The 25829-nt window shown below is 44.8% G+C and carries 24 protein-coding genes; 9 read left to right on the top strand and 15 right to left on the bottom strand.

Translation table 11 applies throughout. The features are described from left to right. Positions 1 to 47 precede the first annotated feature (47 nt). The 5 genes from H9625_RS05760 to H9625_RS05740 all read left to right on the top strand — a co-directional run bounded on the left by H9625_RS05760 (position 48) and on the right by H9625_RS05740 (position 5320). A complete protein-coding gene (locus H9625_RS05760; protein ID WP_191763386.1) occupies positions 48 to 413 on the top strand; it encodes an FHA domain-containing protein in 366 nt (121 codons plus the stop codon). A gap of 4 nt (positions 414 to 417) precedes the next feature. Next, the gene (locus tag H9625_RS05755) at positions 418 to 984 is read left to right on the top strand and encodes a hypothetical protein (protein ID WP_191763384.1); all 567 of its coding nucleotides are present in this window, start codon (positions 418 to 420) and stop codon (positions 982 to 984) included. Continuing rightward, positions 981 to 2279 carry a protein kinase domain-containing protein gene (locus H9625_RS05750; protein ID WP_191763382.1) on the top strand — a complete coding sequence of 433 codons (1299 nt, stop codon included), beginning with the start codon at positions 981 to 983 and terminating at the stop codon, positions 2277 to 2279. The genes H9625_RS05755 and H9625_RS05750 overlap by 4 nt, the downstream gene beginning before the upstream one ends. Before the next feature lie 185 nt (positions 2280 to 2464). Further along, entirely contained in the window at positions 2465 to 4129 is a 1665-nt protein-coding gene (locus tag H9625_RS05745; protein WP_191763380.1) for a serine/threonine protein kinase, read from the top strand. Positions 4130 to 4138: 9 nt separating this feature from the next. Continuing rightward, entirely contained in the window at positions 4139 to 5320 is a 1182-nt protein-coding gene (locus tag H9625_RS05740; protein WP_087248527.1) for a WG repeat-containing protein, read from the top strand. A gap of 67 nt (positions 5321 to 5387) precedes the next feature. Here the strand turns inward: H9625_RS05740 and H9625_RS05735 are convergent, their stop codons facing one another. Next, on the bottom strand, positions 5388 to 6035 hold the full coding sequence (locus H9625_RS05735; protein WP_191763378.1) for a DUF3256 family protein: 648 nt from the start codon (positions 6033 to 6035) through the stop codon (positions 5388 to 5390). A 140-nt stretch (positions 6036 to 6175) separates the two neighbouring features. After that, on the bottom strand, positions 6176 to 8929 hold the full coding sequence (locus H9625_RS05730) for a hybrid sensor histidine kinase/response regulator transcription factor (RefSeq protein WP_191763376.1): 2754 nt from the start codon (positions 8927 to 8929) through the stop codon (positions 6176 to 6178). 162 nt (positions 8930 to 9091) lie between these two features. On the opposite strand from H9625_RS05730, the gene H9625_RS05725 reads away from it, so the two are divergent. Genes H9625_RS05725 through H9625_RS05715 form a run of 3 tightly spaced genes read left to right on the top strand, consistent with a single transcriptional unit; the run spans position 9092 to position 10472 of the window. Continuing rightward, positions 9092 to 9271, top strand: a complete 180-nt coding sequence (locus H9625_RS05725; protein ID WP_191763374.1) for a hypothetical protein — start codon at positions 9092 to 9094, stop codon at positions 9269 to 9271. Beyond that, positions 9268 to 9834 (top strand): GNAT family N-acetyltransferase, encoded by a 567-nt coding sequence (locus H9625_RS05720; protein WP_191763372.1) that lies wholly within the window; start codon positions 9268 to 9270, stop codon positions 9832 to 9834. Before H9625_RS05725 ends, H9625_RS05720 begins: the two co-directional genes overlap by 4 nt. 35 nt (positions 9835 to 9869) lie before the next feature. After that, positions 9870 to 10472 carry a hypothetical protein gene (locus H9625_RS05715; protein ID WP_022041135.1) on the top strand — a complete coding sequence of 201 codons (603 nt, stop codon included), beginning with the start codon at positions 9870 to 9872 and terminating at the stop codon, positions 10470 to 10472. Between the two features lie 194 nt (positions 10473 to 10666). On the opposite strand, the gene H9625_RS05710 is transcribed toward H9625_RS05715, so the two are convergent. The 7 genes from H9625_RS05710 to H9625_RS05680 form a co-directional block, all read right to left on the bottom strand. Next, positions 10667 to 11170: an energy transducer TonB gene (locus H9625_RS05710; protein ID WP_140399981.1), complete on the bottom strand. Its 504-nt coding sequence runs from the start codon at positions 11168 to 11170 to the stop codon at positions 10667 to 10669. 283 nt (positions 11171 to 11453) lie between these two features. After that, positions 11454 to 11621, bottom strand: a complete 168-nt coding sequence (locus H9625_RS17615) for a hypothetical protein (protein ID WP_225226289.1) — start codon at positions 11619 to 11621, stop codon at positions 11454 to 11456. A 233-nt stretch (positions 11622 to 11854) separates the two neighbouring features. Then, the gene (locus tag H9625_RS05700) at positions 11855 to 12742 is read right to left on the bottom strand and encodes a carbohydrate kinase family protein (RefSeq protein WP_191763370.1); all 888 of its coding nucleotides are present in this window, start codon (positions 12740 to 12742) and stop codon (positions 11855 to 11857) included. A gap of 181 nt (positions 12743 to 12923) precedes the next feature. After that, positions 12924 to 14087: an MFS transporter gene (locus H9625_RS05695; protein ID WP_191763368.1), complete on the bottom strand. Its 1164-nt coding sequence runs from the start codon at positions 14085 to 14087 to the stop codon at positions 12924 to 12926. A gap of 13 nt (positions 14088 to 14100) precedes the next feature. Next, positions 14101 to 16296: an alpha-galactosidase gene (locus H9625_RS05690; protein ID WP_394354920.1), complete on the bottom strand. Its 2196-nt coding sequence runs from the start codon at positions 16294 to 16296 to the stop codon at positions 14101 to 14103. Between the two features lie 143 nt (positions 16297 to 16439). After that, on the bottom strand, positions 16440 to 18305 hold the full coding sequence (locus H9625_RS05685; protein ID WP_191763366.1) for a GH32 C-terminal domain-containing protein: 1866 nt from the start codon (positions 18303 to 18305) through the stop codon (positions 16440 to 16442). A 31-nt stretch (positions 18306 to 18336) separates the two neighbouring features. After that, a complete protein-coding gene (locus tag H9625_RS05680; RefSeq protein WP_087405752.1) occupies positions 18337 to 20682 on the bottom strand; it encodes a TonB-dependent receptor in 2346 nt (781 codons plus the stop codon). Between the two features lie 363 nt (positions 20683 to 21045). Here H9625_RS05680 and H9625_RS05675 point away from each other — a divergent pair, with 363 nt between their 5' ends. Further along, positions 21046 to 21222, top strand: coding sequence for a hypothetical protein (locus H9625_RS05675; RefSeq protein WP_191763364.1), 177 nt, complete (start codon positions 21046 to 21048; stop codon positions 21220 to 21222). A 183-nt stretch (positions 21223 to 21405) separates the two neighbouring features. On the opposite strand, the gene der is transcribed toward H9625_RS05675, so the two are convergent. The 6 genes from der to H9625_RS17610 all read right to left on the bottom strand — a co-directional run. Further along, entirely contained in the window at positions 21406 to 22719 is a 1314-nt protein-coding gene (gene der / locus H9625_RS05670; RefSeq protein ID WP_022039216.1) for a ribosome biogenesis GTPase Der, read from the bottom strand. 36 nt (positions 22720 to 22755) lie between these two features. Further along, the gene (gene era, locus H9625_RS05665; protein ID WP_022039215.1) at positions 22756 to 23637 is read right to left on the bottom strand and encodes a GTPase Era; all 882 of its coding nucleotides are present in this window, start codon (positions 23635 to 23637) and stop codon (positions 22756 to 22758) included. Between the two features lie 81 nt (positions 23638 to 23718). Beyond that, positions 23719 to 24723, bottom strand: coding sequence for a beta-ketoacyl-ACP synthase III (locus H9625_RS05660; protein ID WP_087213358.1), 1005 nt, complete (start codon positions 24721 to 24723; stop codon positions 23719 to 23721). Between the two features lie 121 nt (positions 24724 to 24844). Further along, the gene (rpmF, locus tag H9625_RS05655) at positions 24845 to 25030 is read right to left on the bottom strand and encodes a 50S ribosomal protein L32 (protein WP_007565939.1); all 186 of its coding nucleotides are present in this window, start codon (positions 25028 to 25030) and stop codon (positions 24845 to 24847) included. A 16-nt stretch (positions 25031 to 25046) separates the two neighbouring features. Then, the gene (locus H9625_RS05650) at positions 25047 to 25559 is read right to left on the bottom strand and encodes a YceD family protein (protein ID WP_087213360.1); all 513 of its coding nucleotides are present in this window, start codon (positions 25557 to 25559) and stop codon (positions 25047 to 25049) included. A gap of 25 nt (positions 25560 to 25584) precedes the next feature. Further along, positions 25585 to 25829: hypothetical protein (locus H9625_RS17610; RefSeq protein ID WP_225226287.1), on the bottom strand; the 245-nt coding region annotated here is incomplete at its 5' end.

The raw sequence follows: 25829 nt of genomic DNA, 5'->3' as shown, positions 1-25829 counted from the left end.
ACCCCGTAATAAACGGGATGCACGCTTGCCCGAATTGCTTGGCAGAAATGCCTGACGAGATTGTTGCTCCTGTAGCAGCGACAGAAGAGGAATGGTATGACGAGGATGAAATACCTTGTTGCACTTTACGGCCAATTTCGTTACCGGGTGAAAGAGAAATGACTGAAAAAGTTTACGATGAAGGTACCGAGGTTTATCTTTCTCGTCAGAATACCGTTTCGCGTGATACGACCATTGATGATGAAGAACAGGCTTGCCTATTCTTCTCGGATGGTCATTGGTTCATTGAGGATCGCTCTCGCGACAATTCAACATACGTTCATGCTGGAGCTGGTATAAAACTTGAGCCTGGTGACATAATAAGAATGGGGGATAGATTATTTGAGTTTAATATAAAATCAAGAAAGCAATAATACTATGGCTAATGATAAAATACATGTCTTTTGGTCTGGTAATGGCGCAAAAGAAGAAGCGCAAAAATTTGCTTCTGAAAATGGATACTTAGTGCTTGAAAGTACCCATATAGCAGAGTATAAAGAAAAGACGCTTAAAAAGCAAAGGCGCAATCTTGAAAAGTTGGGAAAATCATCTCGTGAAATATGGTATCAAAATGAATTGCCAGAATGGGAAAAGTTGTCGCGTTCTTATGCAGAATCTTCGCCACATAAAACGGTTCATGTTTTTATTGATGTTGCATATATAGAGCCAGAAGATATGAGGTTTACGAATCATTCAGATAGCAATGAAAAATCAGTTCCCAAAGAATACAGAGAAAAACCTTGGTTGAATGATTTCTACTACGGATGGACAGAAGAAGACTTTATAAAGTTTCGTTCATGTTTCCCTAATGGTCAAATTCCTAAATCAATGAAAGAGTGTTCCTATGATAGAAAAAGAAGTATTCTTCATCGTGTTGAGCATCCTATATTGAAAGAACAAGGGAAAAACTTGATTATACATTATGTAAATAAGAATGCAAGATGATGATAAAAAATTCAGCTCAACGCTGCGATTTTCGCATGCACGATATGATAGATGGGAAATTCCGGGTAGAAAGGGTACTTAATTCTACTCGGAGTGACCAAAAGTTTAAGGTGAATGATACATCCGGTAATGAGTACATCCTGAAGTTGCTAAAGCTTTGGGAAGTGGAGCCCAGTCTTCGCCAAAAGATGTTGCTCTCGGCTGATAATGAAATAAAGAGTTGTCAGATAAAGAGCAATTACCTTACCAATATCGTACACACAGGTATGGTAAACGGCAATCCTTATCTGCTTTTGGAATATTGCAAGTCCTTGGATTTATCTCATCTTATCAGGAGCCAAAGGTTGGATATCGTAAAGACTGCCAAAGAAATACTATATGGATTGCGAGACCTGCACAAATCGGGGAAGGTACATTGTCAGCTAACTCCGGAAAACATCCTTATAGCTGATGGCAATCGTGTTAAGTTAACCAATTATGTAATACTTGGTGGCAGAGCCAACTTATTGGCGAGCAAGAATAAGACACTGCATTCGCATTTCATTGATAAAGCATTGGCTTATCAGGCTCCAGAACTTTACCGATTAGAACGATATGCCACTATACTTCCTTCGGTTGACATATTTTCTTTCGGCGTGATATTGTTCTTTATGCTGACCGGTGAATTGCCTTATGGGAAGTTGGTTACAGAATCAGATTGGATACATTATCAGACTCGTGTACAAAGCGATGACTGGAATAGAAATATCTTATTCCGAAACGAACAGCGGGAGATGTGGATGAACATATTGGAAGCATGCTTGTCTGCCGACCCTCACAGCCGTGCAGGAAGTGTTGATGAATTGTTGGAGAAACTTCCAGGGAATGAATATCCATATATTGCCGTACAAGGTAGCCAAGTAGAAGCTCCAAATGCAATATTAAATGGCATCATGCTTCATGTGATGCAAGGAAATGACTGGGGAAAATGTTACCGTCTGCCGGAAATCATGCCGTCACCCAAAAGAATTATAACCTTGGGGAGAAAAGATGACTCCATATTCAACCAGATTCAATTATCCGAACCTGTTTCTTCGTATATATCCCGTCGTCATTGCACGCTTGAATGGGATGATGAAACCGAAACGTGGTATCTTCGCGATGGGCAGTGGGATAAAGAAGTACAAGGGAATTGGGCTCGTTCTTTGAATGGCACGTACATTAATTCAAAGGAAGTCACAGAAGAGGGAAGTAAAATAATTCCCGGGGATATTATATCTATAGGTAATGTAAAACTGAGAGTAGAAGCATATTAAAATTAAATGAATGTCCACAATTTGCCAATTTGGCCACGTTGAAAATGAAGATATACTTCGTTGGCCGATGAAGTATATCTTCGTAGGCAGTTGCAGTATATATTAAACTGCTGATGAAGTATATCTTCGTTCTCAGAGGGCATATATTGGCCGAATGCGGACATTCATATAAAATTACATTTCAAATGAATATCATAAGACTACAAGGCGAAATAGAAAAGCGGAATGGTATATATTATGAATATGATACAGATGCTATTCCTTTAGGAGAGGGAGGCATGGGGCGTGTATTCAAAGGATTCCGTGTAATAGAAAGAACAGGAGAAAAGATGCCTGTCGCGATTAAGGCTATCTATGAGAATATACCTGAACATGTTGTCGAACGTGCCAGAAGGGAAGCCAATATCCAATTGGAGAATGACAATCTGATACGGATGTACGGTTTTGTTGAAACAACGTTCCAGACAGAAAGCGGGGGTAAAGTTAAGGTACATTACCACGTCATTATGGAATTGTTGGTAGGAGTAACCCTTGAAAACGTAATGAATGGAATTACTTGTGACCAAAATGGCATGCAGATTCCATTTGCTGCAGAAATTTACAGTCAGTATTTACAGAATCGTGATGCAGCGGTTGTTAGAATTATGAAGCCCATTTTATCCGGTTTAATGGCGTTGCATGATAAAGGGTATATCCATAGGGATATTGACCCTTCGAATATAATGATTACCATAGATGGAAAGATTAAACTTATTGATTTTGGGATTTGTAAGCAGATTGTTTCTCTCGGCAGTGTGGATAAGGCTTTGACCGCAACCGGTGTGTTTATGGGAAAAGTGAATTATGCCGCTCCAGAGTTGGTGCTTGGAGATGTGAAAAACCAAAGTTATACTACTGATATCTATGCATTAGGCGTTTTGCTTTATCAATTATGTACCGGTCATTTACCTTTTACAGGCACAGATCAAGATGTTTTATCAGCCAATTTGCGTGACCCATTGCCGATGAAAGATGTTCGCAATGTTGCTTTGAAAAGAATTATCCGCAAAGCTACAGACAAAATACAGTCTAAGCGGTATGCTTCTGTAGCGGAATTTAGGGTCGATTTGGAACATGTGCTAACGAATGGCAATAAAAAAAACAGAAAATTGGTTCCGTTTATGATCGGATTTGCATGTGTTGTGGTAGCATTAATTGGCGTAGCCTGTTTTCTCTTTTATAATGAGTCTGAAAAAGAAGTGGCAAAACCTACACTTAGGCAACCAACCTGCGTGGAAATGTACAATCAAGCTTTATCCTTTTTGAATCAGAAAGATAGCATTGAACTTCAAACAAAAGGAAAAGAATTACTAAGGATACTTGTTGAAGATAGCTTATTTGCGCCAGCAAAAGTAGATTATTATGTCAATCTGCTTAATTCAAACAATTCATCAGAAGTAAATTCCGGGTTTGCCGGACTATGTCAGATAATCCAAGAAGATACACTGAATAGTATAGCATTGTTTGAATGTGGACTTACATTGTCGAAAGGAAATCGCTTCTTTAATGTGCCAACCGTGCGTCAATCTTTCTTAAATATAGAAGCTGATTTGGATAAGGCCAATGATTGGTTGTTCAAAGCTATGGAAATTGATACAGCAGACTATAAGTCTGTGTATTGGGCATTTAATAATCTGATGGAAAAAAAGATTGCAGGGGATTTGCCGGCAAGTGGGGATAAATTAATTACAAAGTTATACGAAATGTTTATCAAAAGGGCTAAGGAGTCCAATGATGTGGCAACCGATATATATATAAATGCTATAAAAAGCGATACGGAAACCTTAAAAGCTTGGGGATTACTAAAATAGATTTGAATTATGAGAAAGATTTTTTTGTCATTATTATTAATCGGTTATTTCTCTGCTGTTTATGCTCAAGGATTTGCTTATGATGATAAAACCGATGTAGGAAATGGACTTTATAAAGTTAAAAGTGGTGATTATTATGGGATTATAGATAAAAATGACAATGTCATAGTCTCGATAGAATATCAGGATATATTGTTCCATGAAGGAAAAGCTTTGCTCACTAAAGATGGTTTTATCCATGGTATTGTTGATTCCTTAGGTGCTACTAAAATGTTTAATGCAGAATACAAGGTTCATCCTAAATATCGTTATATTTATGATGGATATATTATTGTTGGCGAAGATAAATGGGGATATATAGACGAAAATGGAAATCCTTTACGTATCAAGGCAAAGGGCTTTTTTTCATTAGGGAAGAAATCTCCTACTCAATTTGATGATGTGGCTCCTTTTGTAGAGAACTTTGCTGCAGTTTATACGCATAAAGATGGCTGGAGGCATATTGATAAAGAAGGAACAGAACATTACAAATTGAGGGATAAAAAGGTTAAAGTTTTTTTTCGGTCTTCTGTTTATAAGGGTGAATGTATTATTGTTACCAATGACGGCATCAAACAATATCAAGAGTCAGATGATGGAACATTTGCTGTAGTAAAAAGAATATTATCTCCTTCATCCTCATTTATAGAAAAGAACCAGGATGGAAGTTTTACCAAATTGATTTTCAAAGAAGGTATTTTAACATTAGACTCTCTTATGCGTGTTACAAAATACGAGAATGGGACTGATTCTATTATTTTTATACAACAGCCTAAAAAACACATAGTAAAAAAAGTTATAGCACCAATTGATACAATATCGCTTGAAAATGATTTGCAGGTTGGGATTGTATCTCAAAATTTGCAAGCAAATTCGAAAGGACAGGCTCATGCTGAGATAAAAGTGAAAAATATTGGAAATGTTAAGTATGAGAATGTTCATATTTTTATAGAGTGTTCGAATGCTTCTAGAGAATGGCAAGGAAATATTGAGGCAAATTCTGAATTAAGCTTGTCTTTCACTATGCCAGCCCGCTTTTCTACTGCTGTTGTTAGGCGTAATATTGTTGTTCGTACCGTATATAATAAAGAGCAAATTGAGAAAAATTTTACAGTGGCTATAAAGCGCTATACTCCGGTACGTTCAAGGTAATAATGCCCTTATAAGCATTCTATTTTCGTAAGCACTCAAAGGGGGATGCCCTAAATTGAGTGCTTATCTATTGAGTACTAACTTTCAGGAACTTACCGTTGCTCCATGTATACACAATGGGAGCATTTATCAAATAAGATTTCAGCTTGTCTGCCGTAGTTTTATCCATATATTGAGGGGTGGTGTAACTTACTGAAAGCGAAAGGTCTTTGTCGGACAAGCGTACTTCCTTCAGATACATGTCTGCATTCAGGCGTAAGTTACGCAAAGAGTCGGAAGCTGTTTCAGAAAGTACAGACTTATAAAATTCATTCTCTTCAGGCAAAGTTACAAAATCTGCTGCCGGTAATTCATTCCAAGCCGTATCATAAAACTTGACCTCACTGTCGGGTACAGGACCACAATAAGTACGGACCACACACACCACTTTCACCGAATCGTTCAGCGGCAACAGTTTCATTTCTTCCCTACTTGACTTGCTGACGTGCACTAACAGGTAATCGTCTGTCAACTTCAGCATTTCCGAGGTCTGTCCGAAACGGTTTTTCACCTCCGCTTTCATGTTGCTGGCGAGAAAATCACCGAAATCTTCCCGGTTCACTTTAGTCAACAAAGGAGAAAGCGAATCGGGTAAAGCAATGTATAATGATTTAAAATCTTGTGCCTGCAAATTCATGCTGCAAAGCATACACACAAGTCCTATAATCCATTTCATCTTAACTATCGTTTTTTATTTCCCGCCAAAGATAGGGATTTCTTTCGAGCAAACAAAACTATTTAAATGAAGAATGAAGAACGCAGAATGAAGAATTCCATGCGGATGAAAATTCTTTATTCTGCGCAAAGCGCGATTCTTCATTCCTCATTCTTCATTCGCTTCAAGAAATCGGTAGGGCTTTCGCCGAAGTAGTCTTTATAGCACTTGGTGAAATACGAAGGCGCACTGAAACCTACTTCATACGTTATTTCGGCGATGGTCTTGTCGGTAGAGGCCAGCAGCGATGCGGCACGTTTCAACCGCGCGATGCGGAGCAGTTCGTTGGGCGAGTAACCGGTCAACGCCTTAGACTTCCGGTAAAGCTGGACACGTCCCAGCCCTAATTCCCCACCCAAGTCTTCCACACTCAAACCCGCATCGCCCAAACGGGCTTCAATCAACTCGCGCAGTTTCTCCACAAAACCCTTGTCCACCTCGCTGATTGACTCCTGTTTCAGAGCCGAACGGTCGGCAAAGAAGCTTTGCAGACGGCGGCGGTTGTCTATCAGGTTCCGCAGGCGCACCTGCAGCAGCTTGGCACTGAAAGGTTTCAGGATGTACGAATCCGCCCCACACTCGTATCCCTGCACCTTCTGCTCGTCCATCGTATAGGCGGTGAGCATCATCACCGGGATGTGCGAGGTCTGCACTTCCGACTTCAGCCTCCGGCAACACTCCATGCCGTCCATCACCGGCATCATCACGTCGCAGATAATGGCATCGGGCACGTATTTCATCGCCTGCTGAAGCCCTTCCTGCCCGTTGGAGGCCTCCAGCACCCGGTATTCCCTCTCCAGCAGCAACCTGACATAGTCGCGCACGTCCTGATTGTCATCGATGACCAATACCGTTTCACGCCGGTCGTCTTCGCCCGCTTCCGGAGACGCCTGCACCGTTCCCTGACCGGCGGAAAGCACCGCTCCCTCTTTCAGGCTTGCCGGAACCGCCTGCTTCTCCAGCCCTTCGGCAAGCGTGCCCGCCTGCTTCATCGGCATCTCCACCGTAAAGATGGTGCCCTTGCCTTCTGCCGAATCCACCTTCACCGTGCCGCCGTGCATCTCGGTGAAAGCCTTCACCAACGCCAGCCCGATGCCCGAACCGGCATAATGCACGTCTATCTGGTAAAAACGCTCGAAGATGTGCTGCACGTGCTCGGCGGAAATGCCCACTCCGGTATCCGAAACCTGATAGCGCAGCCAGCGTGTCCCCCCGTGCTCGAATTGCGACAAGGCAAGCTCCACCCGTCCGTTCTCGGGCGTGAACTTGAATGCGTTCGACAACAGGTTATACGTTATCCGCTCCAGCTTCCCGGCATCGGCTATCATCGTATATCCCTCATCGGAAGGGGCAGCCGACACCGAGAAATGCACATGCTTGCGATAGGAAAGCGTGCGAAAAGCCTCGGTCCACTCGTTCATCTCCCCGGCGATGTCAAACTCCGAAAGGTACATCTTCAGCTTGCCGCTCTCGAACTTGCGGAAGTCGAGTATCTGATTGACGAGGCGCAACAGCACCGTCACGTTCTTATGCACGATGCGGAGCAGGAAACGCTCGTGCTCGTTCAGGTTTTGGCTTGCCTCCAGCTGGTCGACGGGGTCGGCTATCAGCGTGAGCGGCGTGCGGAAGTCGTGCGACACGTTGGTGAAGAAAGCCAGCTTGGCGTGCGTCGCCTCCTCCAGCTGCTTGGAAAGGCTGATAAGCTGGTCGCGCTGCGCCTCCAGCTGTTTCTTCTGCTCGGACAACTCCACGTTCAGCCGGTTCTTTGTCCAAAAGCCCCGCACGGCGACAAACAACGCGATGCCGAACAACGCCAGCATCACCACGCACGTGTACAGCAAAACGCGCTGCGAAGCGTAACGGGTAAGGAAATGGTTTATCCTCTTGTCCAGCATGTCTATCTTCTCGTCCAGCTGACGGATTTGCCCGGTCTGCATCCGCATCACCCGCGCGTTCCCCTTGTTGACCAACGCCGAAGAGAGCGCAACGTCGTGCTCGTAAGGCTTCCCCGTCAGGATAGCCATCGCCGTCTGCATCACCCGGTCGCCGCCGGTAGGATAAATAAAGGTGGCGTCGAGCTGCCCGCTTGCCACCTGCTCCACGCCATATCCCTCGCCCGCCAGCGCGTCGATGCCCACAAACAGCATTTCCTTCTCGCGCCCGTACTTCACCGCCGCCTCGTAGGCACCTGCCGCCATGCGGTCGTTGTGCGCAAACACCATGTCTATCTCCGGAGCGTGCGTCAAGAGCGAGTCGAACACCAGGCGCGCACGGTCGCGCCTCCAGCCGGCATCCACCGAAGCCGTCACCCGTATGTCGGGATACTCGCGCAAGGCGTCCGTCATGCCCCGGTGGCGTTCCGCCGCAGGCGTAGAGCCGCGTAGCCCCGTCACCTCCACCACCCGTCCCTTGCCTTGCAGGCGCGAGGCGATGTATTCGCCCACGTTGTAACCAATGGCATAATTGTCGGCGCCAATATACGCCGTATATTGGTTGGAATGTATCTTCCGGTCGACCAATATCACCGGAATCCCTTTGCTGTATGCCTTCTCGATAACCGGCGTAATGGCATCCGCCTCGTTGGGCGACACCACCAGCAGGTCCACCTTGTTGCGCATCAGCAGTTCGATGTCGTGTATCTGCCGCTTGTTGTCATCGCCCGCGCTGCGGAACACCACTTCCGCCTCGGGATAAAACAACGCCTCGCGCGTGATTTCCCGGTTCATCTGCTCGCGCCACTCGTCGTCGCTGCACTGCGACACGCCGATGACGTACCGCCGTTGCTGTCCGGAGCATCCCGCCAGCAGCGCCAGCAGCAGAAACAAGCTTACCAAGGATATGCAGTTGTGCCTCATCGTATCATCCGTTTAAGTTCTTACCGATGCGAAGATACGCATTTCCGCGTAATTTTCACCACAGATTGCGCAGATTCAGAAAATTAATTGACCGCTCCGCATAATCCGCAACGAATAAATCGCTACCTTTGCGGCAGAATCCATAAAGAGAAAGGAAAAGCTATGGCAAGACCCATCAAAGAAACCCCGATACTCTTCGGGGAAGACGCACGGCGGTTCGAGGAGCGGATGAAGCAAGTCCGCCGGGAAACGCCGGAAGAAAGAGAACAAAGGCTGGCTGATTATGAATTGGCTTTGAAAATGCTCGAATTGGGCGAACGTACAAAAAAGAAAAGCGTATGAAAACCAGCCTGCAAACACCCTTCTCTTCTTACAAAATCCGTAAGTTGGAAATAAATGAAAAAGTAAAATCGTTCGATTGCGGCGATGCCGACTTGAACGATTTTATTTTAAATGAATCCGGATTTTACCGGCAAGCCTTATTGGCGGTTACTTATGTGTTCGAAGCGGCAGATGATGAAAACCACGAACACATAGCCGCATATTTCAGTTTGGCAAACGACCGCGTGTCTATGTCTGATTTTCCCACTAAAACGGAATTCAACCGTTTCCGGAGACATCGGTTTGTCAACGAAAAACGGTTGAAAAGCTATCCGGCTGTAAAAATTTGCCGTCTGGCTATCAATCAAGAATTGAAAGGACAACACATCGGACAATTCTTGATAAATTTCATCAAAAGTTACTTCCTCGCCGACAACAAGACCGGCTGCCGTTTCCTCACGGTAGACGCATACGCCGCCGCCATACCTTTCTATTTCAAGCAGAAGTTCGTGCCGCTGACGGCAGAAGACGAGGGAGCCGCCACACGCTTGCTCTACTTCGATCTGAACGACATCGCCGATTAGAACAATCTCAACCCATGCAGTAAACCGGAACAACGATGAAAACACGAATCTTAGGAATGCTCCTGTGCCTCCTCTGCCTGCCGGGCTGCGGAGACAAGGCACAAAAGAGCCACAAAACAGCCGGTTCCGTCCAACAGGAGCAAGCGGACACCATGACTCTCGGCACGTCCGGCTTTCCGAAAGAAATCAAGAAGGCATGGCGCGTCAGCCTGCAAGACAGCATGGTGTATGTGACTCTGATGAATACCGCAGAAGACGGTCGTGAGCTGCAAATGCCATACGGCGTTTTCCCCTGCGAGGTCTTTCATTACGGAAACGGGAGATGGAAAAACGTGACCACCCAACTCGCTCCGTCCGAACAGCATTATAAAAAGAAAGAAGCCTCCACGTCTTACCCTTTCGATTTTCTTCGGGAAAGCGCCCCTGATGACCCCAGCCACATTTATCCCATCCCCAAGCCGGAGACGGAACTTACGGGATACAATTTGGTGGAACTCATACGAACCATTCGTCCGAACGAAACGGCACACTTTTCTTTTCCGCTCTACAACGGCACGACCGATTCGATAGAAAAAGGGCTGTACCGCCTTACCTTTTATATCGACGGAAAGCCTTGCCACATCGTCTTCGAACTCTGAGCTGAAATACCGTTAACCGTCACGCCGATTTACAATCCGGCGTAAATGAGTATAAGGAACCGAAGGTCGACAAAGTCAATTTTAATCCGCTCAGCAGATACCTAACAGAAAGCGGTAACTTAGTCGTTTACCGGATTAAAAATCCTCATACTCGATGCTTGCGGATTGCAAATCCGCAAAAACGGGAGCTTCAGTCACTCAAACCGTACCGTCCACCTCTTTAAAAAATTCACAGGCTTACCCTTTCGTGTTGCTGGAGCAGTGAAACGGGGCAAGTTGGCTATTACTTTGCAGGCAATGGAATCCATACGGGCGGCTACATTGGGACTGGCACCGTTCTCTTCCGCCGATTTTTCAATGATTACCTGACGGACATATCCTTTTTTATCAATAAGGAAAGCAACATCCACTATTCCTTTTCCAAGGTGTACATCGGCTAACTTCTTTTGCACATAATTCTTTAGGTCTATCGATAAAAGCGGATTTTCGGGATCGGAAGTATGTACAGGAAATATGGGGTCTGTAGCATAATTATAAATTGTATCTTTGCCTATCACATAATACGGAGGTGCAGTGTATAAAACGCTGGCAATAAATTCATCTTCCTTTACCGTATCTGCAGGTTGAACATTTTGTTTTTTCCCTCCTTGGCAAGAAAGCAAGACAAGCGATAATAATAAAAAGAAAATCGTTTTCATAGGCACAAAATTTTATACGAACAAATCTACAAAAAATTATCAAATTCTTTTGGAATTTCCATCTTTTCCCTCTAACTTGCCGTGCAAATGAAATAAAAAAATATTGAATATCATCATAGTAGAGACGATGTGCACATCGTCTCTACATAAACGCAGATTGGCGCGAATTCACACGGATTATTTTTTATTTTTAATCCGCGGAAATCCGCGCCAATTTGCGTTTCCTTTCTTTATCCTCTGTGCGCTTCTGTACGCCTCTGTGGTGAATAAAAATCGAGAAAAGTCAGATATTGCGCATCATTTCATCTAATTTGATGACTTCCACTTTGGAAAACTTCCGATGAAGGTCTTCTTTCCGCAGTTCGTCAAGGCGTTGCTGGTCGAGTATGCCCTCGTCCCAAAGGCGGTCGGACTCTTGGTCGAGCTTCGCTTGGAAATGGCGGGTCAGCACTTCTTGTATCTCGCGTGCGTAGGCTTCGCTGCTGTCGAACGAGAAGAGTTTCAGCTAATGTTGCTGTGCGGGGGTCAAGGTCGTTGCTTCCATAAGTCATTCCTTTCTTTTTGATATCAATGCAAAGATAGCATCTTTCACCACAGATTACACGGATTATTTTATTTACGATTTGACGATTTACGAAGTACGATTTAGGGAAAATAGTAAATCTTAAATCGTCAAATCGTAAATTAAAAACCTTCCGTCAGCCGGGCGGGCAGCACCGGCATCGCGCCATTCTGCGTGCAGACGAATGCCGATGTCTCTACCGCTAACTTATGCGCTTCGGGGATAGGCAAGCCTTTCAATATGGAGGCAACGAAAGCCGCCGTGAACGAGTCGCCGGCACCTACCGTATCTGCCACCTCCACCTTCGGAGTCTCGACGAATGACACTTCGCCCGGAGTGAACACATAGCTTCCGTTTACCCCACAAGTGAGGATAAGCATCTTCAGGTTATACTTGGCAAGGAGAATCCAACATTTGTCTTGCAAATCAATGCCCGGATAGCCGAACATCCGGCTGATGGTGACCAGCTCCTCGTCGTTTATCTTCAGGATGTTGCACTTGCGCATCGACTCGCAGATGATTTCCTTGGTATAGAAGCCCTGGCGCAGGTTGATGTCGAATATCTTGTACTGCCCCTCGCCGTCGGGCATTACGTCCAAGAAGCGGTTGATAGTCTCGCGCGACACCACGCTGCGCTGTGCCAGCGAGCCGAAACATACGGCGCGGGTCTGGCGCGCCAGCCCTTCCAGTGCCGGAGTGAAGGGGATGTTGTCCCACGCCACGCCCTCGCGGATGTCGTAACAGGGCACGCCGTTGCGGTCCAGTTCCACCTGCACCGTACCCGTGGGATAGGGCACGGTCTCTATCATGCAATTCAGTTTCTTTTCATGGAAATTCTTCAGAATCTCCACGCCCAACTCGTCTTCGCCTACCGCGCTCACCACACGGCTGTCCAGTCCGAACTGCGATACGTGATACGCAAAGTTTGCCGGCGCACCACCTATTTTCTTTCCTTCGGGCAGCATGTCCCACAATGCTTCGCCCATTCCTACTACGATTGTATTGTTCATGGCTTTTAAGTTTTTAAGTTTTTGAGTTTTTAAGTTTTTGAGTTCTTGAGTTTAAGCATTTTGTCAAATTGCATGTAGGGGCGTATCGCATACGCCCTGAAAGCATCCGCATGGATTAGTGGACGTATTCGGGCGTATGCGATACGCCCCTACAAAACTTACAAACTCAAGAACTTAAAAACTAACGCTTCAGTTTAAACATATAAATAATCAGATAAATCACTCCTGCCGTCATTACCGCTACGGCACCGCTCTGGCCTACGGCATCGCTGGCGAAACCCATCAGCAACGGGAAGACCGTGCCGCCGAAGAGACCCATAATCATCAGTCCCGATATCTCGTTCTTCTTGTCGGGCACGGCAAGCAGGGCTTGCGAGAAGACAATGGAGAACACATTCGAATTGCCGAAACCTATCAGGGCTATGGCGATGTAGATGACCGTCAGGTCGGCAGACACGAAGAGCAGCACCATAGCTGCCAGCATACATGCCACGCTGATGCCCAAAAAAGGTTTCGATGCCACTTTCTGAAGGATGACCGCCCCCGAAAGGCAGCCCAGCGTTCGGAAGATGAAGTAAAGGCTCGTGGCGAATCCTGCATCGTCGAGCGGCATGCCCAGGCGTTCCATCAGAATCTTGGGAGCCGTGGTGTTGGTGCCCACATCGATGCCCACGTGGCACATGATGCCCAAGAAACACAGCAGGATGAACGGGCTGCCAAGCAGCTTCAGACAACTGGTAAAGCCGGAAGCCTTGTCGGGCGCCTCCTCTTCTATCGGGGTAGCTCCCAGCCAAAGGATGGCGACGACAGCCACCGCCATATAGACGGGGAACAGCACGCGCCAGCCCATACCGAACTCGGGTATCGCCTGCGTGGCTCCCCACATGGCGATGTAGGGGGCAAGGAACGAGGCGATTGCCTTGACAAACTGCCCGAAGGTGAGCGAACTTGCCAGCTTGTCGCCCGCGATGATGTTGCTCAGCAAGGGGTTGAGCGAGGTCTGCATCAAGGCGTTGCCGATGCCCAACAGGGAGAACGAGCAGAGCATGATGCCATAACTGTCGCCAAACAAAGGAAGAAGCAATGAAGCGAACGTCACGATAAGGCTGAGCAGCACCGTGCGCTTGCGTCCGATGCGGTTCATCAGCACGCCCGTAGGCACCGAGAATATCAGGAACCAGAAGAACACCAGCGAGGGGAAGATATTCGCTTCCGCGTCGCTCAGGTTCAGGTCTGCCTTCACATAATTGGATGCGATGCCCACTAGGTCGACAAAGCCCATGGCGAAGAAGCAAAGCATCACGGGAACCAGTTTCCCGTACTTGATTTGGTTGTCGAGTGTCATAATTCCTCTATTTTTATTGTGCTACAAACTCTATGACCCGGCTCTGCATTTGCTGGAAACCGAAAACATCCAGCCCTACCTTCATCAGGTAATCGCCCGAATATACCTTACCGTCGGCTTTCAACGAAGAAGAAGCGTTCGGCATCAGATTGATTTCCTTGACCAGATACATCTTTTCGGGATCAAGCCCTTGCATACGGACCGCCAACAGTTTTTCCTGATAACGCGGATGGATGTCGTAGGCGAACAGCACGGCGCTGGCTTTATCCTCACTCACATAATTGACCGCCATGTGATTGCTTTCATAAGGCGAGACCAACCGGTATTGGCTTCCTTCAAGAATAGCCGGTTTCAGACGGTTCCAATTAGCTACAGCCGCACGGCAATATGCCCGTTCGCTGTCACTCATCTCTTTCAAGCCGATGTCGAAGCCCAGCTTACACATCGAAGCCATGTCGGTACGGAACTTGACAGACGCCGCCCTGTTCCAGCTTGTCACATGGGCACACATCGCCTTGGCAGGAAAGAAATGCGAGAATCCCCATTGGATGTAAGCCCGCTCTACCGGGTCTGTATCGTCACTGCACCAGAATTCATCGAAATACTTCAAGGCCTCGTAATCGCAACGCGCACCGCCTCCGGAACAAAGCATCATGGTAACGTCCGGATAGTTTGCGTGTACACGTTTCATTACGTTATACACTCCACGTACATGGTCGATGTACAAACGTCCTTGGCGGTCTTTCAGGTAAGGAGAGTAAATATTGGTTATCGGACTGTTGCAATCCCACTTGAAATAAGCCAACTCCGGATTTTCTTTCATCAGCTTATCCACAACCCCACACACATAATCCTGCACTTCCGGATTACTCAAATCCAATACCAACTGATTGCGATAATAATATCTTTCTCTATTGGGGTAATGAATCGCCCAATCAGGATGTTTCTCGAACAATTCACTTTTGGGATTCACCATTTCCGGCTCTATCCAAATGCCAAACTTCACACCAGCCTGTTTGGCAGATTCAATCAATGCCGGCACGCCTCCGGGCAATTTATCTTGCGTAGCTTCCCAATCGCCTAACCCTGCCTTGTCATCTTTACGTGGGTATTTATTTCCAAACCACCCGTCATCCAGCAAAAATAAGTCTACACCTAAGTCCTTCGCCTCGCGCATCAGTTCAGCCAACAGTTCTTGATTGAAGTTGAAAGCTGTATTTTCCCAATTATTGAGCAAGGTCATACGGTCCCCTGTTCCATTCTTCAACTGATACTTGCGCATCCAGTTCTGCAAGTTACGGCTGCCTTGTCCCGTTCCTTCCGTACTGTATGTAAAGACAAATTCAGGTGTTGCAAAGACCTCTCCACGCTCCAACGGATAGACAGAAGCATACGGATTGATAGCTGGAATGACACGTAAGTTTCCTACATTATCAACCTCGAAGGTAAAGCGGAAATTCCCGGTCCAGCCCAATGTACCCATCAATACATCCCCTTGATTTTCACTGGCTGGCTGATCTAACCCAACCATAAAAAACGGACTGGCATGCATTGCCGCACGGCTTCCCAACTTAGTGTCGACAATCTTCTTTCCCGGTTGAAGCTGCCCGGTGCTCATCTGAGCTTCCTTTGCCCAGTCGCCTGTAAACTCGGTCAGATAATAACTGCCCCTGTTGAAATAAAGCATCGTAGAAGCATACGCCGAAAGATAAACCGGTTTCTTTTCCTGATGCACGATTTCACTCCATGTCTTGATGACATCTTCTTCCGGATATGCCACATAATGCAACGTAACTTCTACCGGATATGCATCATCACGCAACACGATATCGGTTTGCGTTCCCCCTTCCACCTCTTTCATCGAAGATGATACATAATAGAGCCAAGTGGAAGCGTTCCCGTCGTTGTGCGTCACAGCCAATGCCGGTTCGAAGAAATCCTCATTTCCCGAGCCGCTGTACACTTCCCAGCCCCGTTTGCAGACGCTCCCGTCCGAAGCGGCATGTACCGCCCAGTCTAATTCCTTCAAATCGGATTCATGCAATAATTTCTCACCCAGATATGTCTGATACAACCGTCCGTTCTCTGCCACCTGTAACACCAAATCGGTATGATTGGTAGAAATACGGATAACCTGATTTTCGGCTGCCTCTAATGCATTCCCTGCCAAAGCAAGCCCCATTGCAGCACACAATAAATGTCTCATCATAGCCATTCGATTTAATCTATTAAAAAACAACAAACAAAACAACGACACACAAGCGTAGAGTTTCTATTCAGTCTGATTTTCAGGCCATTTCCTCCACGCCTCTGCGTCGTTGCAAATCGTAATAGTAATTATATGGAAATTAATTATAGCCCCAGTTTGTATACTTTCATGTTTGAAACTTGTGCCTCACCACCCTCGATATAGAAACGGAGCGTATTATACGGTTCGGTAGGGAACACCAGATTTGTCATTGCAATGCGTCCGCCATCCACAAAAATTTCTACCGAACATTTGTCCACAAATACATTCAGGTGGTAAGTCTTGCCTTCGCACAAAGAAAGCGGTGCCCATGTTCCCAACGCAAAATCATTTTGATAATTGACAGACATCGTTTTACGGTGGTCGTCTGTTTCTTTAGCATGCGGTTCCGATTTCTCCCCGAAAGCGACCAGCCCACTTGCCGTACGGTCCATTACCAACTTACCCGACTTCATATCCAGGTAAATCTTTGCGACTTCACCTTTGGCATTCATCAGGTCGAAACCTGCTACACCCGATGTGTTCGGAGTTATATCCATTTCCAATTCGTATGCACCGTCTGTCTGCGGAACAATCTCATCAATCTTATATTCGTCTTTCACCGTAATCGGGTCGAACGAACGGGTATCTTTGCGCAACGCTTCCACTTCCTTCACCACGTCGGCAGCTACATAAATCTGACCGTCCTTGGTGTACAAAGACAATTCACGAGGCAATCCGTTGGCACCCCGATATTGGCGGATTGGGGTCACATTGGCGTATTGCCAGTTGCTCATCCAAGGAATAGAGATGATACGTTCGCCCGTATTCGAAATGCAGACCGCCGCATAATGGTCTTTTCCATAATCCAACCACTTTACGGTTTCAGGTTTCGTATCACATGTAAATTCTTTCCCGTCGAAATCTCCTACAAAATATTCCGTTGCGCTTCCGCCGAACATACATCCCGGATTGATATTGACCAGCATCACCCATTTCATCTTATTCTTATCCCCATCTACAGGCAGCTGAATGAAATCCGGACACTCGAACTGATTGGGCTGTGCACCGTAACCTTTGCCGAAAGCACTCATATATTCCCAGTCCTTCAAATTCTGTGAAGCATAAAAACGCATTTCCTTATCGGCAGAAACAATCATTACCCACTTCTTGTCGGGTTCATACCAAAAGACTTTCGGGTCGCGGAAATCCTTTAAGCCGTCAAACGGGAGCAGCACCGGATTCTTCTCATATTTCGTGTAGGTACGTCCGTCGTCGGTACTGTATGCCATGCATTGTATCTGCCCATGTTCGTCACTTGCCGATGTGTAAAGAGCAATCAAGGCATTGTCACCATAACCAGCCGTATTGTTTTTATCAACCACAGTACTACCGGAAAAGATATGTCCCAGTGTATCGCGGGCAATAGCCGGTTTCAAATGGTTCCAATGGATAAGGTCGGTGCTGACCGAATGCCCCCAGTGCATATTTCCCCACTTCGAGCCGTATGGATTGTATTGGAAATATAAGTGATATTCACCGTCTTTATATACCATGCCATTCGGGTCGTTCATCCAACCGTAAAGCGGAGTATGGTGATAAACAGGACGGTAATAATCAGTATTGCTTGTATCGAACGTATCTGTCAATTGGATATGCTCCCAACATACAGCATCGGCAACCACCTTACGAATTGAAACAGTTGCATCCCCACCTTGCGGAATCTCGAAAGGAACATAATACTCAATGCTATCAACGGCAAGACGGACATCCATTGCCATATCGGCAGGACTTCCGGTCTCCAATTTGACTTTGCCTTCGTTACTTGACTCTTGAATAGGTAACAAGAGATATTTGCCAGGAGCAGAAACGTGTACCACAGTCAAGGTATCTCCTTGGTGCTCAATCGTAAAACCTTTTGGGGACTGACAAGCAACCATGCCGCATGCCAGCATTGTTCCCATTGCGAGATGAATCAGATTCGTTTTCATGGTGTATCTATTTTTCGTTGTAAATATAGTATTAAAATTTCAATTGCGCAGAAAATTCTACGGTAAACGGACGAATATAGCTTCCAGCCATTACATGACCCGCATATTGTCCGGCATCTTCTTTCTCAATCAGTTCGGCACCGGCAATGCTTCCTTTCGCTCCGGTCTGGTTCAGGAAATTAACTACCGTACAGCCCAAAGACAATTTCTTGTTTACCTGCCAGTTCAGTCCGCCGAAAGTTTCCCAACGTCCGTTAAAGTAATAAGCATCGTTGATATTGGCATACGTCTTGCTGAAATAACGGAAACTGGTCCAGATTTTCAGGTCTTTCGTAATCATATAACTAGGGTCGATTTCCACAATGACCTGGGGAATCTCGGCTACGATATTGCCTGTTGCATTGATGCTTCCCACATAACCGTCGGGGAAAGTAACCGAAGTCTCGTATTTCTTATAAGTCGGTTTCTGGTAAGTGAACAGGAAGTGAAGATCGAAACCTTTGAACGGCGTAGCAACCACATCGGTAGTCCATCCCAAAGTCTTGATATCGTAAGTCAACGGAGCCGCCATAATCTGGTTCACACCGTTTACGGCATGCTGCAGGTTCAGCGTAGAGTTGTTGTTGGTTTTCGAAATATAAGAGAACAAAGAAGTCAGGCTCAACCAGTCATTGTTATAATAGATACCTACCCGTCCCAACGGTACCGAAATCTTATCGGTATTCGGCGTTGTAGCCGGAGCGAAGTTTTCGATACGCGGATGCTGGGTGATATAAGTAAAGTCTCCGGTAAAACCAAATTGTTTGGTCAATTTGTATGTAGCTGCGGCACTCAATGCATAGTTAAACCAATCATACGAGATAGGCGTAGGAGCAATCTTCACACCGCTCGGACTTGTCGCGCCTATATAATAATTGGCAAAACGGCCGACAAAGTCACCGTTGGCATCTTTTACCGCCAGGTTTTCACCACGCAACGCCTGATATTCCAGACGTGCCCCGTAATACAAATTAAGGTTATCTGTTATGTCCCAATCGTGGGTGAAATATATAGCAAGTTTGTTTTCGTGTCCTTTATAATATTCTGAAGCGTTCTTATTGAAATCGTAATAATAGCCATTTCCGCTATATGAACGGTCGGCATAAGTAGCATAATCGGCATTGAACAGACGTACCGGATAGCTTCCATCCATTGGCACCGACTGGTCATACATCGTCGTATTCGAAGTGTAATCCACATCATAATACCATTCATTCACACCCAAACGCCACGTGCCACTATTCACCTTGCGTGACAGTTCGGTCGTAAACATAAATTCGTCTATGAAGCCACGGTTCAGACACGACATACGGCTCTGTACATACTCGCCATCGTATGCCTGCATGCTTCCGTCTTCGGCTTCATACAAATAATTGATGCCCGCTTCGTTCTGGTCAAGCGACATCGGGGTCTGATAAACCAATGAGCCCGTCGCATGGTCATATTTCACAATCGTTTTCCATTGCAATCCGTTATCCCATTTATAGTCGTTCATCAGGACAAACTCGCTTCCCTTATTCTGAGTGGCGTCATACAGATTAGTCTTATGCACTTGTCCAGTCCGCATATCCCGATACATCATTTCATTATCTACAGGCAAATACGAAGTAGTTCCCAATGCAAACTTGCCGAATTCCTTTACACTTCCATCGCCTACATAAATAAAAGGAGCCGATTGCGTAGCATAATTATATACCGGATGGCTATTGCTATAATGATACATAGCCGTAAACTCGCCCCGGTTATCATGATAACGTTTTGTCAGAGCGAATTTGTATATCTGTGTACGGTCTTGAAACGGAGTTGACTTGATTTTAAAAGTTCCCGGGTCAAAGTCCTGGTAGATACTTCCACTGTAAAACCAGTCTTTGGCTATCTCCCCGTTCAGGTTCAACGAAATCTCGTGCATGCCGAAATGGTTTGCCTTATAATTCAATGTTCCGTGAAATCCTTTCTGCCCCAATTGGGTGAAAGAATTGACCGCATAACCGATATTGCCGGTTGTAATCGCCGTTTCTGAAATCTTCAACAAGCCGACATGGCTTAAACTGGCATCAGCACGCCACAATGAATTCACACTATGCGGATTCGTAGCATACGTTACAGGGATACCATTTTCTAACACATTGACATCCGCCGACGGAAGTCCGATTTGAATCTCACGAGGACCGTTGGCACTTGCCGCATTCAGCATGACGTTCCGATTCCCTTCTTCTTTCGAAGATTCACCTTTAGAAGAATTATCTTCCTGGGCATGGGCATTTGCACAAGCTAAAGCAAGCAGCAAAACTGCCGCATTCATTCGATGAAATGAAAACTTTTTCTTACCTGCTTTCATGGTATTACAATTTTAATAGCACAAACAATAAATGATTTTTGTGCAGCAAATGTAGCAAGCAATGCAAAAGCGGTATAAAAGAAATGTTTCATCTTCAAGCAAATATGTTTCCATGTAACATTTTTGCTAAAAGATGAAACATAATTGATAACAAGAAAGCTATTCTGAGAAAACGTTCACGCAATCAAACGGCGTTTCTATTTATCTGCATAGTGCTTGCCATTCCAGTCCTCGCATAATCCTAAGATACCAGGACTGCAGTTTCTACTCCTCAACACAGCAATCCTAATTAGGGAGGACTGAAAACGGAGTTATATGGAACGTTTCAAACAGTTTTATTCAGAAACTGTTTGAAATTATCGTGTGCTGATTTGGGATGAGTTTTTAAGGCATTTCCGCTTGTGCGATGAGGAGGATAGCGGGCTATCTGACGAAGAACAGGAGCGAAAAAGACAAAAAAATCGCCCAAAGCACACACGAAAACGGATACATCAAGCCAAGAAAAACTTTTTGGAGAAATTCAAAATAGCTTCTAAATAAAAAGACGATCCTCCCTGATGAATATAAAATGAATGTCTGCAACCAGCCCCAATAATGATGCACAACTGAAGTATATCTTCACCTCAGGGGAGCATACAGGCCGGATGCAAACATTCATTCAAAATAATCTTTCCTAGAATGTATCAGCTCATCTTCGCATTGTTTCCAAACTTTGACAGGACTTTATTTCTGCCTGATAAAGATATTGACTGGTGTTCCTGAGAGTTTCCAACGTTGACGAATCTGATTTTCCAAAAAACGCTTATAAGGTTCTTTTACGTACTGCGGCAAATTGGCAAAGAACACAAAAGAAGGTATCTGCGTATTAGGCAACTGGGTAATATACTTAATCTTGATATATTTACCCTTATTTGAAGGAGGTGGATATGCCTCGATTACAGGCAGCAACGCTTCGTTCAAACGGGCAGTAGGAATACGTGTCATACGTGCCTGAAATACATCTTTAGCTGCTTCGAGAACCTTGAAGATGCGTTGCTTGGTAAGCGCCGAAGCAAAAATTATAGGAAAATCGGTGAACGGAGCCAAACGTTTACGCACAGCATCTTCGAAAAATTTCATCACCTTGACCGACTTGTCTTCTACCAAATCCCACTTGTTGACAACCACAACCAATCCTTTCTGGTTGCGTTGAACCAAAGATACGATATTCAAATCTTGCCCTTCAATACCACGGGTAGCATCCAACATCAGGATGCAGACATCTGAGTTTTCGATGGCACGGATGGAACGGATAACCGAATAGTATTCCAAATCTTCATTCACCTTGTTTTTCTTCCGGATTCCTGCCGTATCAACCAAGTAAAAATCGAAGCCGAACTTGTCATAACGGGTATAGATAGAATCGCGGGTGGTACCGGCTATTTCGGTCACGATATTCCGCTCCTCGCCAATAAATGCATTCACAATCGATGACTTGCCCGCATTAGGACGCCCCACTACGGCAAAGCGAGGAATATCTTCGTCAATCAATTCGCCTGCTTCTTTTCTAAACTTGCTCAGTACCAAATCAAGCAAATCTCCCGTTCCGCTTCCACTTAAAGCTGAAACACAATACGGGTCACCCAATCCTAACGAATAAAACTCGGCAGCATTGTATTGCAAATTGTTATTGTCGGTCTTGTTGGCCACCACAATAACAGGTGTTTTCGAACGGCGAAGAATATCTGCCACATCCATATCCAGATCAGTCACTCCATTCATAACATCTACCACAAACAAGATGACATCGGCCTCTTCCATTGCCAATACCACTTGTTTACGGATTTCTTCTTCGAAAATATCGTCCGAATTAACTACCCATCCTCCGGTATCAACCACCGAAAACTCCTTTCCTTGCCACTCCGACTTACCATACTGGCGGTCGCGGGTCGTACCGGCCTGTTCATTCACAATAGCCTGACGGGTCTTCGTCAGACGATTAAACAGTGTCGACTTTCCCACATTGGGACGTCCTACGATTGCTACTAAATTTCCCATATACTTCTTAAATGTTTACGGCTGTCACAGCCGAAATTAATCTAACTGATAACCAAAATTCTTGAGCTCTTTATCAGAACTACGCCAATCTTTGTCTACCTTCACAAAGGTTTCCAGATAAATAGATTTCTGGAAGAAATGTTCCAATGTTTTACGCGCTTCGGTAGCCACTTTCTTCAGAGCTTTGCCTTGATGACCAATAATAATACCTTTCTGTGATTCACGTTCAACATAAATGACTGCATTGATGTGAATGCTTTTAGCTTCTTCCTTAAAACGTTCGACCACCACTTCTACCGAATAAGGGATTTCCTTGTCATAATACAGCAAAATCTTTTCGCGGATAATCTCTGTTACAAAAAAACGAGCAGGCTTGTCTGTCCATTGGTCTTTTCCGAAATAAGGAGGAGAATCGGGCAACAGTTCTCTGATGCGCTTCATCACCACATCAATGTTGAACTTCGCCTTAGCAGATACAGGAATAATTTCTGCACTGGGTAACATGTCGTGCCATTCTTCCACTAATTTCACCAGATTCTCCTGATTGGTCAGGTCTATTTTATTGATGAGTAACAAAACTGGAACTTTTAAATTTCGTACTTTTTCCATAAAATCAGCATGTTTGTCTGCCTTTTCTATGGCATCCGTCACATACAGCAAGATATCCGCATCAACCAATGCTGACTCGGAAAAATTCAACATTGATTCTTGCAACTTATAGTTCGGCTTCAAGACTCCCGGGGTATCGGAAAACACAATCTGCATGTCGTCCGTGTTCAAGATTCCCATAATACGATGACGGGTAGTCTGTGCCTTAAACGTAGCAATGGAGATACGTTCGCCCACAAACAAATTCATCAATGTAGACTTGCCTACATTAGGATTGCCCACGATATTTACAAATCCAGCTTTATGCATACTCTATTTATTTATCTACTATACAAAAAAACGCATCGGGTCGGGATGCGTTTTCTTGTATTATATTCATTTGTTCCACGTTCAAATTTTATCACCATCATACCCCCACTTCACATACGAAGCACCCCAGGTAAATCCGGCACCAAATGCTGTGAAAATTATATTGTCGCCTTTTTTCAATTGCTTTTCATAGTCCCATAAACAAAGCGGTAATGTCCCGGCACTGGTGTTACCATAGCGCTGAATATTAATCATCACTTTGCTTAAAGGCACTTCCAAGCGAGATGCCACAGCATCAATGATACGCAAATTTGCTTGATGCGGCACAATCCAGTCAATGTTGTCCTTGCTCAGACCATGTTTCTTCGCAATCTGTTCAGTGACATCAGACATGTAAGATACAGCATACTTAAACACAGTCCTACCTTCTTGATACAGGTAATGCATCTTATTATCAATAGTGAAATAAGAAGGAGGGCATACCGAACCACCCGCTTTCATGTGAAGAAAAGGCAATCCTTTGCCGTCCGTACGCAATATAGAATCCATAATACCGAAATCCTCAGTAGTAGCTTCTACCATACAAGCTGCTGCCCCATCACCAAAAATAGGACAAGTGGCACGGTCGGAATAATTCACCATTGAAGACATCTTGTCCGCACCCACAATTATGATTTTTTTATGACGACCAGACTGAATCATACTTGCAGCTGTTTCCATTGCAAATAAAAAGCCACTACAAGCTGCCTGCAAATCAAATGCGTATGCATTCTTCAATCCCAATTTATCACACAAGATTGAAGCAGTAGAAGGGAAATGATAGTCAGGAGTTGTAGTAGCCACAATTACACAGTCAATCGAATCCGGATCAGAATCGGTTTTTTGCATCAATTGCTTAGCTGCCTTACGTGCCAAATAAGAGGTACCCAGACCTTCTTCATTCAAAATACGTCTTTCCTTAACTCCAATACGAGTCATAATCCACTCATCGTTGGTATCGACCATTCGCGACAACTCCTCGTTTGTCAACACATAGTCGGGTACATAACCACCGACTCCTGTTATTACTGCATTTATTTTCTCCATCATTTCTGTTTTTAGTTTATGAAATATAAAAAAAACAGCCGAAGAGCCGAAAGCTCTCCGGCTTTATTCTTAATTGAACTTCATAAACATTTGTTCAACAAAGCTTTCTCTCTATTCAGATTTAGAGAGCAGCCTCTTTTTCGATTGCTAACTTTCCTCTGTAATAACCGCAAGCTCCACATACTGTGTGATATACATGCCATGCACCACAATTCGGGCAAATAGCCAACGTAGGAGCAACTGCTTTATCATGAGTTCTTCTCTTAGCAGTTCTTGTCTTTGATTGTCTTCTTTTAGGATGTGCCATTTTTTTAACGTTTTATTTAATTATTATCTAATATTTTTTTCAATCCATTCCATCGCGGATCAATAGTATCATACTCTGAAACCTGACCGCTATCAGAAGCTAGAGATTCATCTTCCTCCACACACAGATGCTGATGTAAAACAGTCATCATCTCCTGATTGCATTCACCAGACTCATGCACCCGTTGCATCGGTAAACTCAACTCTATAAACTCGTATAAAAACCATGACAGGTCAATATATCCTTCTTCTTCTGGAACAATAACCCATTCTTCTTCATCAGAAAAACAGGTTCCAAACTTCACTTTCAATGTATTTATCGTATCTACAGCAATACCCACATCATCCAGACAACGATCACAAGGAACTACTGCTGTACCTACAATATGAAAATCCAGTATAAAATTTCCTGCCAATTTCCGAATATTCACATTGGCATGCAATTTACCTTTTCGTATATCAGGAGCATCTATACTTTGAAAAAAAGTATCGTCAAGATTATATTCATACGAACATGCATCTTGCATCATGTCCCTCAAATTTACCTTATATGTATCAAGCGTTTCCAAAATACAACACTATATAAATCGGGCAGCAAAGATACAAATAATAATTGATATTCCCTAATTCAAGGAATATATTTTTTCCACCTTCAATATTATATACCCGATCTGAAATAAAAAAAGGGGTTCCCGGCAAAATGCATCCGCACTTGCCAGAAACCCCAAAACGGCGGCTACCTACTCTCCCACTGTTACGCAGTACCATCGGCGTGACGAAGCTTAACTTCTCTGTTCGGA

The organism is Phocaeicola intestinalis (assembly GCF_014837065.1).
GTDB classification, from domain to species: Bacteria; Bacteroidota; Bacteroidia; order Bacteroidales; family Bacteroidaceae; genus Phocaeicola; species Phocaeicola intestinalis.
The sequence above is the reverse complement of the archived record's forward strand: the minus strand, read 5'-3'. Positions and strand labels throughout refer to the sequence as shown.

Bases quoted from the DNA above. Each gene is read 5' to 3' on its own strand.
- H9625_RS05760 (WP_191763386.1), top strand. From the start codon at position 48: ATGCCTGACGAGATTGTTGCTCCTGTAGCAGCGACAGAAGAGGAATGG.
- H9625_RS05745 (WP_191763380.1), top strand. From the start codon at position 2,465: ATGAATATCATAAGACTACAAGGCGAAATAGAAAAGCGGAATGGTATA.
- H9625_RS05685 (WP_191763366.1), bottom strand. From the start codon at position 18,305: ATGAAAACGAATCTGATTCATCTCGCAATGGGAACAATGCTGGCATGC.
- H9625_RS05680 (WP_087405752.1), bottom strand. From the start codon at position 20,682: ATGAAAGCAGGTAAGAAAAAGTTTTCATTTCATCGAATGAATGCGGCA.
- H9625_RS05710 (WP_140399981.1), bottom strand. From the start codon at position 11,170: ATGAAAACGATTTTCTTTTTATTATTATCGCTTGTCTTGCTTTCTTGC.
- H9625_RS05660 (WP_087213358.1), bottom strand. From the start codon at position 24,723: ATGGAGAAAATAAATGCAGTAATAACAGGAGTCGGTGGTTATGTACCC.
- H9625_RS05755 (WP_191763384.1), top strand. From the start codon at position 418: ATGGCTAATGATAAAATACATGTCTTTTGGTCTGGTAATGGCGCAAAA.
- H9625_RS05750 (WP_191763382.1), top strand. From the start codon at position 981: ATGATGATAAAAAATTCAGCTCAACGCTGCGATTTTCGCATGCACGAT.
- H9625_RS05690 (WP_394354920.1), bottom strand. From the start codon at position 16,296: ATGATGAGACATTTATTGTGTGCTGCAATGGGGCTTGCTTTGGCAGGG.
- H9625_RS05735 (WP_191763378.1), bottom strand. From the start codon at position 6,035: ATGAAATGGATTATAGGACTTGTGTGTATGCTTTGCAGCATGAATTTG.
- rpmF (WP_007565939.1), bottom strand. From the start codon at position 25,030: ATGGCACATCCTAAAAGAAGACAATCAAAGACAAGAACTGCTAAGAGA.
- H9625_RS05720 (WP_191763372.1), top strand. From the start codon at position 9,268: ATGAAAACCAGCCTGCAAACACCCTTCTCTTCTTACAAAATCCGTAAG.
- H9625_RS05700 (WP_191763370.1), bottom strand. From the start codon at position 12,742: ATGAACAATACAATCGTAGTAGGAATGGGCGAAGCATTGTGGGACATG.
- H9625_RS05695 (WP_191763368.1), bottom strand. From the start codon at position 14,087: ATGACACTCGACAACCAAATCAAGTACGGGAAACTGGTTCCCGTGATG.
- era (WP_022039215.1), bottom strand. From the start codon at position 23,637: ATGCATAAAGCTGGATTTGTAAATATCGTGGGCAATCCTAATGTAGGC.
- H9625_RS05715 (WP_022041135.1), top strand. From the start codon at position 9,870: ATGAAAACACGAATCTTAGGAATGCTCCTGTGCCTCCTCTGCCTGCCG.
- der (WP_022039216.1), bottom strand. From the start codon at position 22,719: ATGGGAAATTTAGTAGCAATCGTAGGACGTCCCAATGTGGGAAAGTCG.
- H9625_RS05730 (WP_191763376.1), bottom strand. From the start codon at position 8,929: ATGAGGCACAACTGCATATCCTTGGTAAGCTTGTTTCTGCTGCTGGCG.
- H9625_RS05650 (WP_087213360.1), bottom strand. From the start codon at position 25,559: ATGATGCAAGATGCATGTTCGTATGAATATAATCTTGACGATACTTTT.
- H9625_RS05740 (WP_087248527.1), top strand. From the start codon at position 4,139: ATGAGAAAGATTTTTTTGTCATTATTATTAATCGGTTATTTCTCTGCT.
- H9625_RS05725 (WP_191763374.1), top strand. From the start codon at position 9,092: ATGGCAAGACCCATCAAAGAAACCCCGATACTCTTCGGGGAAGACGCA.